The sequence below is a fragment of the Lentibacillus jeotgali genome (assembly GCF_000224785.1).
Taxonomy (GTDB): domain Bacteria; phylum Bacillota; class Bacilli; order Bacillales; family Amphibacillaceae; genus Lentibacillus; species Lentibacillus jeotgali.
On the sequence record NZ_AGAV01000014.1, the window covers coordinates 229,729 to 246,292 of the forward strand.

Annotated in this window: 13 protein-coding genes, 1 other RNA gene and 1 other annotated feature; of the genes, 3 read left to right on the forward strand and 11 right to left on the reverse strand. The window is 43.0% G+C overall.

Annotation, left to right across the window (positions count from 1 at the left end; all coding sequences use genetic code 11):
* Positions 1-140: 140 nt before the first annotated feature.
* The 5 genes from recD2 to cymR all read right to left on the reverse strand — a co-directional run bounded on the left by recD2 (position 141) and on the right by cymR (position 6,112).
* Positions 141-2,465, reverse strand: coding sequence for an SF1B family DNA helicase RecD2 (gene recD2 / locus ON01_RS10935; RefSeq protein WP_010531083.1), 2,325 nt, complete (start codon positions 2,463-2,465; stop codon positions 141-143).
* A gap of 18 nt (positions 2,466-2,483) precedes the next feature.
* Positions 2,484-3,152: a tetratricopeptide repeat protein gene (locus ON01_RS10940; protein WP_040912462.1), complete on the reverse strand. Its 669-nt coding sequence runs from the start codon at positions 3,150-3,152 to the stop codon at positions 2,484-2,486.
* A gap of 65 nt (positions 3,153-3,217) precedes the next feature.
* Positions 3,218-4,327, reverse strand: a complete 1,110-nt coding sequence (mnmA, locus tag ON01_RS10945; protein WP_010531085.1) for a tRNA 2-thiouridine(34) synthase MnmA — start codon at positions 4,325-4,327, stop codon at positions 3,218-3,220.
* 15 nt (positions 4,328-4,342) lie between these two features.
* Positions 4,343-5,485 (reverse strand): cysteine desulfurase family protein, encoded by a 1,143-nt coding sequence (locus ON01_RS10950; RefSeq protein WP_010531086.1) that lies wholly within the window; start codon positions 5,483-5,485, stop codon positions 4,343-4,345.
* Positions 5,486-5,692: 207 nt separating this feature from the next.
* Positions 5,693-6,112 (reverse strand): cysteine metabolism transcriptional regulator CymR, encoded by a 420-nt coding sequence (gene cymR / locus ON01_RS10955; protein ID WP_010531087.1) that lies wholly within the window; start codon positions 6,110-6,112, stop codon positions 5,693-5,695.
* A gap of 144 nt (positions 6,113-6,256) precedes the next feature.
* On the opposite strand from cymR, the gene ON01_RS10960 reads away from it, so the two are divergent.
* A complete protein-coding gene (locus ON01_RS10960) occupies positions 6,257-7,543 on the forward strand; it encodes a replication-associated recombination protein A (protein ID WP_010531088.1) in 1,287 nt (428 codons plus the stop codon).
* Between the two features lie 86 nt (positions 7,544-7,629).
* Positions 7,630-8,277, forward strand: coding sequence for an RsfA family transcriptional regulator (locus ON01_RS10965; RefSeq protein WP_010531089.1), 648 nt, complete (start codon positions 7,630-7,632; stop codon positions 8,275-8,277).
* Positions 8,278-8,359: 82 nt separating this feature from the next.
* Here the strand turns inward: ON01_RS10965 and ssrS are convergent.
* The 4 genes from ssrS to ON01_RS19235 form a co-directional block, all read right to left on the reverse strand.
* Positions 8,360-8,543: non-coding RNA, 6S RNA (gene ssrS / locus ON01_RS18960), on the reverse strand.
* 123 nt (positions 8,544-8,666) lie between these two features.
* A complete protein-coding gene (aspS, locus tag ON01_RS10970) occupies positions 8,667-10,433 on the reverse strand; it encodes an aspartate--tRNA ligase (RefSeq protein WP_010531090.1) in 1,767 nt (588 codons plus the stop codon).
* Complete coding sequence (hisS, locus tag ON01_RS10975) at positions 10,426-11,715, reverse strand: histidine--tRNA ligase (RefSeq protein ID WP_010531091.1); 1,290 nt, start codon at positions 11,713-11,715, stop codon at positions 10,426-10,428. Before hisS ends, aspS begins: the two co-directional genes overlap by 8 nt.
* A 120-nt stretch (positions 11,716-11,835) precedes the next feature.
* Positions 11,836-12,060: a binding site (T-box leader), on the reverse strand.
* Positions 12,061-12,109: 49 nt separating this feature from the next.
* Positions 12,110-12,283: a sigma factor-like helix-turn-helix DNA-binding protein gene (locus ON01_RS19235; protein WP_010531092.1), complete on the reverse strand. Its 174-nt coding sequence runs from the start codon at positions 12,281-12,283 to the stop codon at positions 12,110-12,112.
* 93 nt (positions 12,284-12,376) lie between these two features.
* Between ON01_RS19235 and ON01_RS10980 the strand changes: the two genes are divergently transcribed.
* Positions 12,377-13,426 carry an N-acetylmuramoyl-L-alanine amidase family protein gene (locus tag ON01_RS10980; RefSeq protein ID WP_029329098.1) on the forward strand — a complete coding sequence of 350 codons (1,050 nt, stop codon included), beginning with the start codon at positions 12,377-12,379 and terminating at the stop codon, positions 13,424-13,426.
* Positions 13,427-13,649: 223 nt separating this feature from the next.
* Here ON01_RS10980 and dtd read toward each other — a convergent pair whose 3' ends face one another.
* Positions 13,650-14,096 carry a D-aminoacyl-tRNA deacylase gene (dtd, locus tag ON01_RS10985; protein ID WP_010531094.1) on the reverse strand — a complete coding sequence of 149 codons (447 nt, stop codon included), beginning with the start codon at positions 14,094-14,096 and terminating at the stop codon, positions 13,650-13,652.
* Positions 14,097-14,126: 30 nt separating this feature from the next.
* Positions 14,127-16,328, reverse strand: coding sequence for a RelA/SpoT family protein (locus ON01_RS10990; RefSeq protein WP_010531095.1), 2,202 nt, complete (start codon positions 16,326-16,328; stop codon positions 14,127-14,129).
* Between the last annotated feature and the right edge of the window lie 236 nt (positions 16,329-16,564).

Genomic DNA, 16,564 nt, shown 5'->3' on the forward strand with positions numbered 1-16,564 from the left:
GAACCCTTGTGGGAGGCTGGGAACGACTGCCAGTAAATGTCCGATTCAAACCCCTAAGAATCAGTGAGGAATATACACCTCACAGAATCTCACTTTATTTTTCTATGCTTGCCCGAATCTAAAAAAATTATACATGTTTTTCACATAAAATCGTAGGGTGTGATTTCTTTATCCTCCGTCTCCTGATCCTGACTCGTATCAAAATCATGCAGGCGTTCACGAAGCTGCTCTTTAAGCGATGTGAAACGCTTATTGGAATCAAGGGTTCTGACGCCTCGTAAAAACGCACGTTTATCACCGCAGATAATCAGTGACTTCTTGCTTCTGGTGATCGCCGTGTAAAGCAAATTCTTCTTAAGCATTCGATTATAGGCGGAAACTACTGGCATGATAACTATTGGAAATTCACTGCCCTGTGATTTATGGATGGAAATACAGTAAGCATGCATAACATTCACATAATCTTTCCGTTCGTATACGACTTCTTTACCGTCAAAGTCAACAACAAGCTGTTCAGCATGATCAACATTTTCATCTTCTTCAAATATAGCAACCACTTCACCGATATCGCCGTTATAAATAGCATCTTCCGGCTGATTGACAAGCTGCAACACTTTATCGCCCACGCGGAAAATAATTTCTTTTGCTTTTATTTCCCGTTTCCCGTCTGACGCAGGATTTATAAGTGACTGCAAATGTCGATTGATTTCTGTTATGCCTGCCTGCGAACGATACATTGGTGCCAGAACTTGAATGTTTTTCAGGTCGATGCCTTTTGCTTGCGCCCGCTTAAATACAGCAGTCACGACATCAATCAGCTGATGTTCGCTGCAGGATATAAAGCTGAAGTCGCCGGCTTTATGTAAGACACTTTCGTCACACATACCTTGTTTAATTAAGTGTGCCAGCTCAATTATTTTCGATCCTTCTTTTTGCCGGTAGACATCTTGGAGGCTGACATACGGAATCAATTCACTCCAGAGCAAATCAGCCAAAACTTGCCCAGGGCCAACTGATGGCAGCTGATCCTCATCTCCTACAAGCAATACTTGCATATCATCCGGAATTGCCTTGAACAGACTATTGGCAAGCCAAATGTCAACCATAGAAAACTCATCAACAATTATATATTTGCCCGCTAGCTGCTCGTATTCATTTTTCTCAAAACCATTTTGTCCGTCCCAGCCCAATAACCGGTGGATCGTTACTGCTGGAAGACCGGTTGATTCGCTCAGCCGTTTGGCAGCCCTGCCAGTTGGCGCTGTTAAAACAAACGGATAATCTGTTTCAGAATCATAGGCATCCGGATCGGAGGACATTCCGTGAATGTCTGCATAGGCGTTGAGTATCCCTTTGACAACGGTTGTTTTACCAGTTCCCGGCCCTCCGGTGACAATCATTATTTTGGACCTGAGTGCCTGCTGGATTGCCTCGAATTGTTCTTTGCCATAACTGAGCACTTCCTGTTCCTCAATATCGCCGATAATCTTCATTAGTTCTGCTAAAGGGGTATCATGTTCAACAGGCTTGGTGATCAGTCGTTTAACATTAGCGGCAAATCCGTCTTCAGCATAATAAAGTGACGGCAAATACACATTTCCGCCGCTCATGATTACTGTCTTTTCTTGATTTAATTCTTCCAGACGATCTGTCACCATTTTATCTGTGAGGGAGGCATCAGGATTCACCAGTAAATCAATAACCTGGCGCACACACGTTTCCACCGGCAAAAATACATGACCAGCCTGGACGTTTTTTTGCAGAATATAAATACACCCGGCACCGATACGGCTGGGGTGTGTTAATGACAAACCATTCCCGCGGGCTATCTGATCAGCTGTCTGAAAGCCAAACCCTTCAATATCAAACACATACTGATAGGGGTCTTCCTGCAATACGTTAATGGCTTCGTCCTTATATTCCTTATAAATTTTTTGAGCCATCTTAAGGCCTATTCCGTATTTGGATAAATAAACCGCGATATGCTCAAAACCCTGATTTTCCGCCAGCTTCTCAGCAAGCTTGTCTGCTTTATCTTTTTTTAAGCCTGGAACATCAGCCAGGATATTTTTATCATTTAAAATCTTGGAAATCGCGTTGTCTCCCAGTGCTGTGACAATTTTTTCGGCCGTTTTTTTGCCGATTCCATGAAACATATCACTGGAAAGATATGCAATGAGTCCGTCTTTTGTATCCGGAATAAATGTCTGGTACGCGGACACTTTGTATTGCAGGCCAAACTTAGCATGCCGTTCAAAGTCTCCATAAAAATAATAGGCAGCTGTTTCCTCCAGACCTGAAAAATAACCTTTTATAACAATATCTTTTTCCGGGAAATCCTCATTTGTATCAAGAATTTTTATTTTGGCGATGGAGAAGTCTTCCTGATCACTATGAAATATCGTATACAGCAATTCTCCTTTTATAAACCCTTGCTCCTGCTGAGACTGTCTATCCGTTGTCATACGAATAACCTCGCTAACTTACATTTCGGTATTATCCCATACCTCCATGATCTGTTTTTTAGCATTTGCTGCCAGGACATGCTCAGGCTGAATCGCCAGCGCCTGATTGAAATGATCCAGTGCCGCGGACAGACTCTCCTCATATAGGGCAACCACTCCCAGGTTATAGTGTGCATCGCTGTGATCATCATCGAGCTTCAGCACTTCTTGAAAGACTGGCTTGGCTTCATCAACATGCTCGCTTTGCGCCAGTGACAGCCCGTATTGAAACAAGTACTCTGTATCCTCAGGGCTTAATTCCGCAGCACGCATTAAGTACGGGAGCGACAGTTTATACTGCTCCTGATGAAAGAACGTCATGCCAAGCAGATAATAGGCATCGGCTTCTTCCAAACCGATTTCAATGGTCTTCAACAAATATTTTTGCGCTCGTGGATAATCGGATTCTTCATAGCAGAGGTTTCCCAGACCATAATAGGCGGTGGCTGCATTTCCGTCCAGTTCGATTGCCCGTTCATAAAAGCGCCATGCACGTTCTGCGTCATTTATATGCTGCAATAAATTACCAAAATTTATATAGCCGACCGGGTCTTTTGGATTTTCTTCAATAATATCATTAAACAGTCCTGCTGCTTCTTCATATTTCTGTTCTTTCATGAGCTTAATCGCCCGTTCATTTTTATCCATCATCTCACCTCATCCTGGATAAACGTCCATTTCATTTATCATACATATAACGAGCCGTAATCCGTCTACCCGACATAGTCGAGGTAATAGTCATCTTTGATGATGTCATCGATTGTTCCGCCGCCTAAACAAACCTCGCTATTATAAAATACTACTGCCTGTCCGGGTGTTATTGCCCGTTGTTTTTCGGCAAATTCAACATGCACCTTGCCGTTTTCCATTTTGGTAACAGTGACAGCACTATCCTTCTGACGGTAGCGGAATTTTGCTGTACATGAAAATGATTCGTCAGGTATATTATTGATCCAGTTGACATCTGATGCAATCAGACCATCTGAATAAAGTTTATCATTATCAAAACCCTGATCAACATATAATATATTTTCATCCAGGTTCTTACCGACAACAAACCATGGCTCACCTGATCCGCCGATGCCTAACCCCTGGCGCTGGCCAATGGTGTAATACATAAGTCCGTCATGGCGTCCTTTTTCCTTACCGTCCAGCGTTTTCATCTGACCGGGTTGCGCCGGGAGATATTCACTCAAGAATTCCTTGAAATTTCGTTCGCCGATAAAACAAATACCGGTGCTATCTTTTTTCGAAGCGGTCACCAGATCATGTTCTTTGGCGATCTCCCTCACTTCACGCTTGTCAAGATGTCCCAGCGGAAACATAACTTTCTCGAGCACATCGTGAGACAACTGGTTCAAAAAGTATGTTTGGTCCTTGTTGTCATCAATACCGCGCAGCATTTCGTACTTACCGTCATTTTCTCTCACTTGTGCATAATGACCCGTCGCCAGATAATCCGCTCCGAGTGACATGGCATGTTCGAGAAATGCTTTAAACTTGATTTCTTTATTGCACATCACATCGGGATTAGGGGTGCGCCCTGCTTTATATTCATCAAGGAAGTAGGTGAACACTTTATCCCAGTATTGTTTTTCAAAGTTAACTGCAAAGTACGGGATATCCAACTGATTGCAGACCCTGACAACATCATCATAATCTTCGGTCGCAGTACATACGCCGTTTTCATCTGTGTCATCCCAATTTTTCATAAAAATACCGACAACGTCATAGCCTTCTTCTTTCAGTAGTAAAGCTGCTACAGAAGAATCGACACCGCCGCTCATACCAACAACGACACGTGTATTTTGTTTGTCTTTCATCGTTTTCACCACCTTTTAATTTGCTGCCCTTTTGACGATCTTTGCAACACGCTCAGCTGCCTCGCTTACATTCTCCGGTGTATTAGAGGATCCGAAACTGAACCGGATTGAATTCGTGGTCCGTTCATTATTATCGTCATACATGGCTGAAAGTACATGAGAAGGCTCGACTGACCCTGCAGTACATGCGCTTCCGCTCGATGCTGCCATCCTGTCCAGATCAAAATTGGTCAAGAGCGACTCCACGTTGGTACCCGGAAAACTGAGATTGAGAATCGCTGCAACCGCTTGTTCCAGGTTACCATTCACGTAATATTCTATCCCGTTTTCAGAGAGCTTTTCCATAAATTGTTCCTTGTAATTCATGTACGTTTGTTTTCTTTCTTCCTTTTCTGCCATCACCAGTTCAACAGCCTTTTGAAAACCAGCAATGGCTGCAACGTTTTCTGTACCCGGACGGCGTTTCCGTTCCTGTTCTCCGCCAAACTGAAGTGCTTCAATCTTTACATCTTTTGAAACATATAAAAACCCGATACCTTTGGGACCGTTTATTTTGTGGGATGAAACCGTCAGAAGATCAATCCCGGATTCCTTAACGTCAATATCCAATAATCCAAAAGCCTGTACAGCATCGGTATGAAAATACGCCTGATGATTTTTTAGCAGATTTCCAATTGTCTCGATTGGCTGAATCATGCCCGTTTCGTTATTAACATACATGACCGATACTAAAATGGTCTCGTCCGTCAAAGCATCATTCAGTTCATCAACACTAACCCTTCCCGTTTCATCAACGGGAAGATAGGTCACATCAAACCCCTGCTCCTCCAGAAATTCAGCTGTATGGAGCGCAGCATGGTGTTCCTGGACAGTGGTAATGATATGGTTCCCTTTTTCTTTATTAGCCATAGCGGTACCTATCATTGCCAGATTGTCTGCCTCAGTCCCGCCGCTTGTAAACACAATCTCTTTTTCGTTTGCCTGAATGCTTCCGGCCATTGTTCGTCTTGCTTCATCAAGATAAAGCCTTGCTTTGCGTCCAAATGAATGAACACTTGACGGATTACCGAAAACTTCCGTCATTACAGGCGTCATGGCTTCAATCACCCGCTGATCCATCGGGGCAGTTGCTGCATGATCCAAATAGATATATTCCATTTTTATTACCCTTTCAAGATGTTTACTAATTGAGATACAGTTAAAAAGCTTGGCTTACCGCCAATCTTTAATGGTGCCTAAGTTGTACTTATGCAGTAGAGGGTGGTACAAAAGCGTTTTTATAAATTCCGAACTATTCGTCTTTAAAGTTGTTTTTTGTTATGCTCCAGCCTCTTCATGCAAACATACAATAGCGTTCATTAAATCTTAAATATAAAACATATATGCATCCTGCACTTGATCATTTTCATGCTGTTTCAGATCTTCCAGTGTTGTTGTATCCAACACTTCTTTAACCGCATCCCTGATTCGTATCCATAGGGCCTGTTTTGCCGGTTCCTCTTCCTCTATCCCTTCGACAGGAGAAATTGGGCCTTCAAGCACGCGGATAATATCGCCTGTTTTTATGTCACGCGGATCTTTTGTCAATTCATAACCGCCATACGCGCCGCGGACACTTTTAATCAGCCCTGCATTCCTCAGCGGTGATGCCAATTGTTCCAGATAATGCTCGGATAACCCTTTCTCCCGCGCGATTGCCTTCAGGGATATTGGTCCCTTGCCATATTTTCTGGCGAGTTCCAGCATAATGGTTAAACCGTAACGGCCTTTTGTTGAAATTTTCATTGATTACACCTCGCGTTAGCTACAACGTTCATTAGTCACAATACAAAACATTATAGCATGAATAACCTGTTTCTTGCATTTTAACACAATCAGAATTACGCTTTTAAATATACATCTTATTATTTTATAAAAAGGACGATCAAATTGAAACAAAAACCACTTGCATTTCGTATGCGCCCTGAACACATAGATGACATTATCGGACAGGAACACCTGGTTGGCGATGGGAAGATACTCTCACGTATGATTGAAGCTGAGCGATTGGCATCGATGATTTTGTTCGGCCCCCCCGGGACAGGAAAAACCTCCATGGCATTTGCACTCGCCAAGAGCCTTGAGTTGCCGGTCAGAATGCTTAATGCGGTCGTTGACAAGAAAAGAGATATGGAAATTGTTGTCGAAGAAGCAAAGATGAGCGGGCAGGTCGTATTAGTGCTTGACGAGGTTCACAGGCTTGATAAGGCAAAACAGGACTTTTTACTGCCTCATATTGAAAGTAACTTGGTCACACTAATTGGCTGTACAACCAGCAACCCTTATCATTCTATTAATCCTGCAATCCGCAGCAGATGTCATTTATTTGAGCTGCATCCATTAACATTAGATAATATTAAAACAGCGGTTAATCGGGCTTCAGAAGATGAACAAAACGGATTGGGCTCTCAACCTGTCGAGCTGACAGAAGATGCATTGGGGCATTTTGGATTGGCAGCCAATGGCGACATGCGTACAGCGTTGAATGGCCTTGAACTTGCTGTATCTTCCACACCGAAAGATGCGACGGGCAACATTGTTATCACACTCGATATTGCCGAAGAATGCATGCAAAAGAAAAGCTTTTCCCATGATAAAGATGGGGATGCACATTATGACGTCTTATCAGCGTTTCAAAAGTCGATCCGCGGCAGTGACGCCAACGCTGCACTTCATTATCTCGGCCGGCTGATTGAAGCAGGCGACCTTGACAGCATTGCCCGCCGCATGATCGTATGCGCCTATGAAGATATTGGTCTTGCCAACCCGCAAGCGGGACCGCGTGCCGTGTCAGCAGTGCAGGCAGCCGAACGCCTCGGTTTCCCAGAGGCGCGTATACCATTGGCAACAGCAATCGTAGAACTCGCCTTGTCACCTAAATCAAATACAGCTTATAAAGCGCTGGATGCAGCCCTCTCCGATATACGCAACGGAAAAAGCGGAGACGTACCTGCACATTTGAAAGATTCCCATTATCAGGGTGCACAAAAGATGGGCCGGGGGATTGATTATAAGTACCCGCATAATTATGAAAACACCTGGGTCAATCAACAATATTTGCCAGATGCCATAAAAAATAAAGATTATTACAAACCGAAAGACAGCGGTAAGTTAGAAAAACAGCTCAAACAGGTTCATGAAAAAATTCAGTCTAAAAAAAATAATACTAGATTTTAGGAGTATAATTCTTTTTTCAGACGGTCAAACTAGACAATAAAGGTAAACCTATCGTTTGACTGGTATTGAAAAAGGAGTGGAAAGTAATGGCTAAAGTAAGACAGGATGCGTGGTCACACGAAGATGATCTGCTTCTGGCGGAAACGGTATTACGACATATAAGAGAAGGAAGCACACAATTACATGCGTTTGAGGAAGTAGGCGATAAATTGAATCGCACCTCAGCTGCCTGCGGATTTCGCTGGAATGCCGAAGTAAGAAATAAATATAATGATGCAGTTGAACTTGCAAAACGGCAGCGGAAAGAGAAGAAACGCGCGAATGCCAAAAAAGTAAAACAACCCGTCATCACGGTTCCCCCAAACGAGCAGAAAGAAACTGTAGAAACAACGGAAGCATCTGAGCAGCAGTCCATAACAATGGATTCTGTTATTCAATTTTTGAAGCAATTAAATAGAGACTATCAGGCTTCCAATCAATCAAAACAGTCATTGGAACAAGTACAGCAGGAAAATGAAACACTGAAGAACCACGTAAATGAATTGGAAACAAAATTGACACGGACGGCAAAACAGCTCGAAACCGTACAAGAAGATTACCAGGTATTCATGCAGATTATGGACAGAGCACGGAAAATGACTGTTTTTGAAGACCAGGATTCATTAAAATCCCCATCTTTCAGGATGGATAAAAACGGCAATCTGCAGCAGGTCGCCGATGGTCCAAACCAATAAGGGCAAAATGATGCAGTAAATAAACAAGGAATCGGCAGTTTAACCGATTCCTTTTAATTTGGCTGCATAGAATTATGTATCTATCAATCCCAATTGTGCCGTCTGTTGAGAAGTTTTGATCCCGCTCCAGGCAGGTGGGTGCCCTGTTCCATACTTGTTGTGCTTCCCCTATCGGGGCATGCACGCAATATGAAAACCTATTCGGGCTCCCGTTAATATAAGTGTTCGGTCAAAACGAATGTACCAGACGTACACATCAGGATTGACAGCCTTTTCCGGCTCATTGCCTTTAAATACATATTAACATACACATAACACATTATCAATATTCACTTTAACAAAGTATTCGTAACAAACGTTACAATTAACCAACTTTTTTAACATCAGCCTTATTTCTCATCATTAATTTGAATTGCCAGTTCATCCAGCTGACCCTTACTCACATCATTTGGAGCATCTGTCAGTAAATCTGAAGCCGAAGCTGTTTTTGGAAATAGGATTGTATCTCTTAGATTTGAACTTCCTGCCAGCAGCATGACAATTCTGTCCAGACCCAGGGCGATTCCGCCATGAGGCGGGGCACCATATTCCAATGCTTCGAGCAAAAAGCCAAACTGTTCATCTGCCTCTTCTTGTGTAAAACCTAATACGTCAAGCATCTTCATTTGCTGATCTTTCTTGTGGATACGCAAAGACCCTCCGCCAAGTTCATAACCGTTCAATACAAGATCATAAGCGTTGGCCCTTACATCACTCGGATCCATATCGAGCTTGTCAAGGTCTTCCTCAACCGGCATCGTAAACGGATGATGAGCAGCAAAATAGCGTTCAAGATCTTCATCATACTCAAGCAACGGCCAATCGGTAACCCAGAGAAAATTGAATTTGGTTTCGTCAATCAGATTCAATTCTCTTCCAAGTTTAAGTCTTAAAGCACCTAAACTGTCATAAACGACAGATGACTTATCACTGCCAAATAAAAGCAGGTCACCATCTTCAGCTGCGGACCTTTCAATCAGGCCGTTTGTCTCGTCATCAGAAAGGAATTTAGCTATCGGACCAGTCAGTTGACCGCCATCAACTTTTAGCCACGCCATCCCTTTAGCGTCATATATCTTCACAAAGTCCGTCAGTTGATCGATATCTTTTCGGGAATAATTGGCCGCTTGTCCTTTAGCATTTAACAGACAGACTTTACCGCCTGATTCAACGGCTCCCTTAAAGACTTTAAACGATGAATCTTTCACGATATCGGAAACATGAATTAATTCCATGCCAAATCGTGTATCGGGTTTATCGGATCCAAACCGTGACATTGCCTCGTCATAAGGCATCCGCGGCAGCGGCAGGGAAATATCCACATTTTTAACTTCTTTTAACACATGTCTCATCATTTGCTCAGTCATGTCCATAATCTCATCACTGGTCAGGAATGATGTTTCGATATCGACCTGAGTGAATTCCGGCTGCCTATCCGCTCGCAAATCTTCATCCCTGAAACAACGGGCTATTTGATAATATTTTTCAAAGCCACCCATCATGATCAGCTGTTTAAACAATTGGGGAGACTGCGGGAGTGCATAAAATTGGCCATGATGAACCCGGCTTGGCACAAGATAGTCCCGTGCGCCCTCAGGCGTGCTTTTTGTTAAAATGGGAGTTTCCATTTCCAAAAATCCATCATCATTCAAAAAATTCCGGATTGCCTGCGTCGTCCGATGCCGCATTTTAAATGTTTCCTGAAGTTTATTTCTGCGCAAATCAATATAACGATACTTTAAGCGCAAGTCCTCGGCAACATCTGTCTCTTCCTGGATCAAAAATGGCGGTGTTTTAGCTTTATTCAAAATGGTCAAATCTTTAGCGATGACTTCAATCCGGCCTGTTCCCATCGCTGGGTTAACTGTACCTTCATCACGCTTAACCACACTGCCCGTAATTTCCAGGACATACTCTGTTCTGACTGCTTCAGCTGCTTCAAGGGCAGCTTTTGAATGATCCGGATTGAACACAACCTGTACAAGACCGGATCTGTCGCGTAAATCGATAAAAATCAGTCCGCCAAGGTCCCGGCGCGTTTGCACCCAGCCTTTCAGCAATACCGATTGATCAACGTCATTTTCACTTAATGTTCCGGCTAATACACGTTCACTCATTAACATTTCCTCCTGACAGTTTTCCATACAGAAATTCAGGCAATTCAGCCAGTGATACTTCTTCCTGATCACCAGTTGCCATTTCTTTGACATTGATTATCTGCTGCTTTAGTTCATTTTCACCGAGAACGAGGACATATTTGGCATGATAACGGTCTGCAGCTTTAAACTGTGACTTCATCTTTCTGCCCTGATAATCCCGGTCGATCTGAACACCTTTTTTGCGCAGATTATGGAGAATCTTTACGGAAGCCTGTTCAGCTTCATCGCCAACAGCCACGAGAAAGCAATCCAATTCATCACCTGAAGGAATAGCGACATCCTCAGCTTCCAATGCCATCAACAGACGTTCAAGCCCCATACCAAAGCCGATTCCCGGAGTTTCGGGCCCTCCAAGTTCCTCAACAAGCCCGTTATATCTGCCCCCACCGGCAAGCGTGGTGATAGCGCCGAACCCTTCCGCTTCACTCATGATTTCAAACGCTGTGTGATTATAATAATCAAGACCGCGCACCAAATTTGGATCAACCTCATAGTCAATATTCATCAGTGATAAATAGGCTTTGACCTTTTCAAAATAAGCTTTAGAATCCTCATTCAAATAATCGAGAATTGACGGCGCCGCTTTCATGGCGGGATGATCTTTATCCGTTTTGCAATCCAAAATGCGCATTGGATTTTGAGCAAGCCGGGTCTGGCAATCACTGCACAATTCATCTTTATGTGGCGTGAAATGATCAACTAATGCCTGACGGTGGCGCTCGCTGCTCTCCTTGTCCCCTAACGAATTAATCACAAGTTTTAGCGACTTTAAACCAAGTTCGCGGTAACAGGTCATCGCTAGATCGATTACCTCGGCATCCACTGCCGGATCTGCACTTCCCATTACCTCAACCCCGAATTGATTCAGCTGCCGCATTCTGCCCTTTTGCGGGCGTTCATAACGAAACATTTGGGCAAAATAATAAAGTTTGACCGGCTGGCTGGGGTTACCATGCATTTTATGCTCAACAAACGGACGAACAACCGATGCAGTGCCTTCCGGCCGTAATGTTAGACTCCTGCCGCCCTTATCCTCAAACGTGTACATCTCTTTTTGAACAATATCGGTCGAATCGCCGACCCCACGCTGAAAAAGTTCGGTGTGTTCAAATAAAGGTGTACGGATTTCTTCAAAATGAAATCTTTTGCAAATATCTTTAATGGTTTCTTCAATAAATTGCCATTTCGCCGCTTCCTCTGGCAAAATGTCAGCCGTACCACGTGGTGCCTTTATATTCATCATCAATACCCCCTAAATCATTTAAAATATGGCGCCTTTAGTGTCGGTTACAGCTTGCAGCATAAACATCATTATCGTTTAACAAAGCTAAAAAGATAATAAAAACTCCCGTCCCTTATTATAAGGGACGGGAGTTAGTTCCCGCGTTGCCACCCTGGTTGGTGCTGTTAGAGCACCCGCTCTTCACAGTTAACGCCTGCAAAACGTCTATATCTACTACCGTTTATTCGATACAGAACCTAAGGAATGTCGTTCATCAGGACTAATTGCGAAAATGCTTCCAGCCGATGACATTTTCTCTCTTTGCACTAGCGACCTAATTACTCTTTCCCTCGCTGGTTAGTTTCGTTTTCATATTGAATGACTACTATATTAATGTTTCATGATAATATTGTCAAGTACGGATGATTTTTTTCTTAAGTCTTTTAACTTCACCAAGGGAAATACCCAGCTGTTCTGCTATTTCCATATGATTAAACTCGTCTTCCATTTCCGTAAAACGATGAAAATCTGCACCAAAGATTTCCTTATTTACATTTGTACTCCACTGTTTATCATTTACGCGCATCAGGTTTACCTCCCTCATTCACTTTAGTTTTGTCTATTTTACAACTTTTTATTACAATTAGAGGAGATAATGAATATAATGGGAGGAAACCGTGTGCGTTTTAAAAAATCAGCCGGATTGTTGTTGATTCTTTGCTTTGTTTTTATCCCCGTTGTACAAGCCGATAAAGCGGTTGTAACCACTGACGGACTAATCATTCGCTCCGGCCCGGGAACGGATTACAGCCGGATTGGACAGGTTAACACCGGTAAAGAACTGTATATTACCAGAGTTGAGAATGGCTGGGTGGAAATAGCATTCAATAATGGAAGTGGCTGGGTAACAAGTGAATATGTTGACATCCATTCAAATTCAAGCGATGGTTCTGACAACACCAACTCTGACGATGGAAGTAATGGCCTCGGCAACATATTTATTCAGCACGATAATACCCATTTGCGCAAAGGGCCTTCAACTTCATCAGACATCATCGGTTTTGCAAATAAAGGCGAGGAATTTAACGTGTTGTCAGAAGAGGAGAATTGGTACGAAATTGCAAACGATGAAATCTCCGGCTTTATAGTGAAAGAATTTGCCGCTAGTCATAGTATATTATCTTCAACGGGGCTTGAAGATAAAACGATCGTAATTGATGCCGGCCACGGCGGACGTGACGTAGGAGCAATCGGTGCGAGTGGCACATATGAAAAAGATTTTACATTCCAGACGATGAAGGAATTAAAAAAAGAATTGGTCATTCTGGGTGCTGAGGTTGTTTTGACCAGAAGAACGGATCGATTTGTTTCGCTCGATAGCAGAACGAGTCTGGCCAATATAACAGATACGGATGCTTTTATCAGCATCCACTATAACAGCTTTCCACAAACACCAGAGGTAACCGGAATCGGAACGTATTATTATCATAAACATAGCGAAGAACTTGCGCGGTCTGTGCAGGAAAGTCTAATCAGCAAAACCGGAGCAAATGATCGTGAAGCGCTCAACGAAGACTATCATGTTATCAGACAAAGTTTTAACCCATCCATTCTCGTTGAACTTGGCTTCATTTCCAATCCTGAAAAAGAGCAGCTGCTTGAGACTAACAGTTACCAAAAACAATTAGTCTCAGGAATTGTTGCAGGTCTTAGCAAATATTTTAAATAGGCTGTAAAATAACGAGGTTGGGACAAAATTTCAGTATAATAATGGAGTGAGTATTACCACCGCTGCGGAAAAATACGTCGCTTTCCGGGGGTGGCTGATGAGCCTCCTCGTGCCTTCAGCACTGCGGGGTCTCATCTATGCCTTGCTCCCCCAGGAGTCTCCGCATTTTTCCTCGCTGGTTTAGATGAATACACCTGTACTGTAACTTTTATCCCCTCCGCGGTTATTTATCATCTGAATCCAAAATAATAGTCACCGGTCCTGAATTTGTCAGCCGGACTTGCATCATTTCACCAAATTCGCCTGTTTTCACATGAATATCATGCTGAGCAATTAGTTGGTTAAAATACTGATAAAGCTCATTGGCCTGATCAGGTTTGGCTGCATTCATGTAGTTCGGCCGCCTTCCTTTCTTTGTATCAGCATATAACGTAAATTGTGATATTGACAGAACTTCTCCGGCAACATCTTTTAACGAGTGATTCATTTTACCATTCTCATCATCAAAAATACGCAAATGCACCAGTTTATTTACCAGATAGTCAGCATCTTCTTTTGTATCATCGTGTGTGACACCGAGTAGAACAACAAGGCCATGATCTATCGCGCCTGTTTCTGTCCCCCCGACTGTCACACTTGCATCCGCCGCACGCTGGATGACTGCTTTCATTGTCTTATGACCCCTTTTCAGATTATTAACTTATTGAACGGTCCGTGTTACTGTATAAACATCTTTTATCTGTTTAATCCGATCAACAATCCGTTTTAAATGTCCGGTATTATGAATAAGAATCGTAATGTTGATAACAGCCATTCTGTTTCGATCGGAGCGGCCGTTAACATACGTAATATTCGTCTTTGTTTCATTTACAGCCTGCAGGACCTCATTCACTAAGCCCCGCCGGTCAAATCCCGAGATCTCCAGGTCAACATGATACTGTTTCTTCTCGATATCATTGTTTTCCCATTCAACATGCAGACGGCGCTGCCTGGCTTCTTCTGTCTGGATATTGGGACAGTCCGCCCGATGTACGGAGACACCCCTGCCTTTAGTAATATAGCCTTCAATAGCATCCCCAGGGACCGGATTGCAACATTTAGCAAGGCGAACTAATAAATTATCAACACCCTCTACTTTGACACCTGCATCCCGTTTCTGGACCTTTCTGGTTACCTTATCAGTCTTCACTTCCTCGATTGTTTCTTCGAGGTTTTGTTCTTTTTCCTTTTCATGGCGCAATTTATCTGTCAGACGAGTTGCAATTAATGCCGAAGTAATACCTTGGTATCCTACCGCAGCATACATGTCATCCTCGCTGGAAAAATTAAACTTTTCGAAAACACGTTTAAGATTATCCTGTATGAGCACGTTTTTTGGTTCAAATCCAAGTGACCTGATTTCTTTGTCGACAGCTTCCTTTCCCTTACTGATATTTTCATCACGCCGCTGCTTTTTAAAAAATTGCTTGATTTTGCTTTTGGCCTGTGATGTCTGGGTAATCGACAACCAGTCTTGGGAAGGCCCATATGAATGTTTGGATGTCATCACTTCCACAATGTCACCATTTTTTAATTGATAATCAAGCGGCTCCATTTTTCCATTCACTTTTGCACCAATTGTCTTATTGCCAACCTCTGTGTGAATCCTGTAGGCAAAATCAAGCGGGACCGAACCGGACGGCAATTCGATGACATCACCTTTTGGTGTAAATACGTATACCATATCGGAAAACAGATCAACCTTTAATGTTTCCATAAATTCTTCGGCGTCATGTGTTTCGCTTTGCCAGTCAAGTATTTCCCGGAACCAGGTTAATCTATCCTCAAACGATTTGCTGCCTTTGGCTAATTGCTTTCCTTCTTTATAAGCCCAATGTGCTGCAATTCCATATTCGGCGATTTCATGCATCTCTTTAGTGCGGATTTGCACTTCAAGCGGATCGCCTTTCGGGCCGATGACAGTGGTATGCAACGACTGGTAAAGATTCGGTTTGGGCATTGCTATATAATCCTTGAACCTTCCCGGCATCGGTTTCCAGCAGGTATGAATGATGCCGAGCACTGCATAACAGTCCTTAATGCTGTGAACAAGAATCCGTACTGCCAGCAGATCATAGATTTCATTAAATTGTTTATTTTGTTTGGCCATTTTCCGGTAAATACTGTATAAATGTTTTGGCCTGCCTGATATATCTGCTTCAATATTGACATCGTCCAGCTGTTTTTCCAACTCATCAATAACCTCATCGATATAGGTTTCGCGCTCTTCACGTTTTTGCTTCATCAGCTGGACAATCCGGTAGTATTGCTGTGGATTCAGATAACGTAATGCGGTATCTTCAAGTTCCCATTTAATCGTCGAAATCCCGAGCCTGTGGGCCAATGGTGCAAATATTTCCAGCGTTTCGTTTGAAATCCTGCGCTGTTTATTCGGGGGTAGGTGTTTTAACGTACGCATATTATGCAAACGATCTGCAAGTTTAATAAGAATGACCCGGATATCCCTTGCCATCGCCACAAACATTTTCCGGTGATTTTCCGCCTGCAGGGCTTCTTTCGATTTATACTTAATCTTGCCCAGCTTTGTAACGCCATCCACGAGCATTGCCACTTCTTCGTTGAACGAATCCTCCAGCTGCTCAAGTGTCACTTCCGTATCCTCGACAACATCATGTAAAAAGCCGCCCGCTATCGTTACAGGGTCCATTTCAAGATCAACCAGAATCCCGGCAACCTGAACTGGATGAACGATGTAGGGTTCGCCTGATTTCCGGAACTGATCCTTATGGGCATCTTCGGCAAATTCATAAGCACGGTGAAGAAACACAGCATCCTCTTCCAAAAGGTACCCCCGGGCTCTATCAATCACTTCTTTACTTGTTAACAGTTCGTCTTTAGCCATAAAATCACCTGAATTCAGTTTGACAAAAACTTTACTACCGCCGGATTTTCCCTGGCTTCTCCGCGGGCCCCGGCCTGTCTGTATAGCAGAATTTGTTCAGAACCTTTTTCTATTGTCTATAGTATTAAAAATTTTTGCTGAAAAGTAAAGAAAAACGTCAGCTTTTTCACTTCAGGACTGTTCAGACAGTCTCATGAATAATTACAGGTCTGATAAATAATTTCAATCAGACCTGT

Bases quoted from the DNA above. Each gene is read 5' to 3' on its own strand.
- dtd (WP_010531094.1), bottom strand. From the start codon at position 14,096: ATGAAAGCAGTCATCCAGCGTGCGGCGGATGCAAGTGTGACAGTCGGG.
- hisS (WP_010531091.1), bottom strand. From the start codon at position 11,715: ATGAATATAAAGGCACCACGTGGTACGGCTGACATTTTGCCAGAGGAA.
- recD2 (WP_010531083.1), bottom strand. From the start codon at position 2,465: ATGACAACGGATAGACAGTCTCAGCAGGAGCAAGGGTTTATAAAAGGA.
- ON01_RS10950 (WP_010531086.1), bottom strand. From the start codon at position 5,485: ATGGAATATATCTATTTGGATCATGCAGCAACTGCCCCGATGGATCAG.
- ON01_RS19235 (WP_010531092.1), bottom strand. From the start codon at position 12,283: ATGCGCGTAAATGATAAACAGTGGAGTACAAATGTAAATAAGGAAATC.
- ON01_RS10990 (WP_010531095.1), bottom strand. From the start codon at position 16,328: ATGGCTAAAGACGAACTGTTAACAAGTAAAGAAGTGATTGATAGAGCC.
- ON01_RS10965 (WP_010531089.1), top strand. From the start codon at position 7,630: ATGGCTAAAGTAAGACAGGATGCGTGGTCACACGAAGATGATCTGCTT.
- ON01_RS10940 (WP_040912462.1), bottom strand. From the start codon at position 3,152: ATGGATAAAAATGAACGGGCGATTAAGCTCATGAAAGAACAGAAATAT.
- cymR (WP_010531087.1), bottom strand. From the start codon at position 6,112: ATGAAAATTTCAACAAAAGGCCGTTACGGTTTAACCATTATGCTGGAA.
- aspS (WP_010531090.1), bottom strand. From the start codon at position 10,433: ATGAGTGAACGTGTATTAGCCGGAACATTAAGTGAAAATGACGTTGAT.
- mnmA (WP_010531085.1), bottom strand. From the start codon at position 4,327: ATGAAAGACAAACAAAATACACGTGTCGTTGTTGGTATGAGCGGCGGT.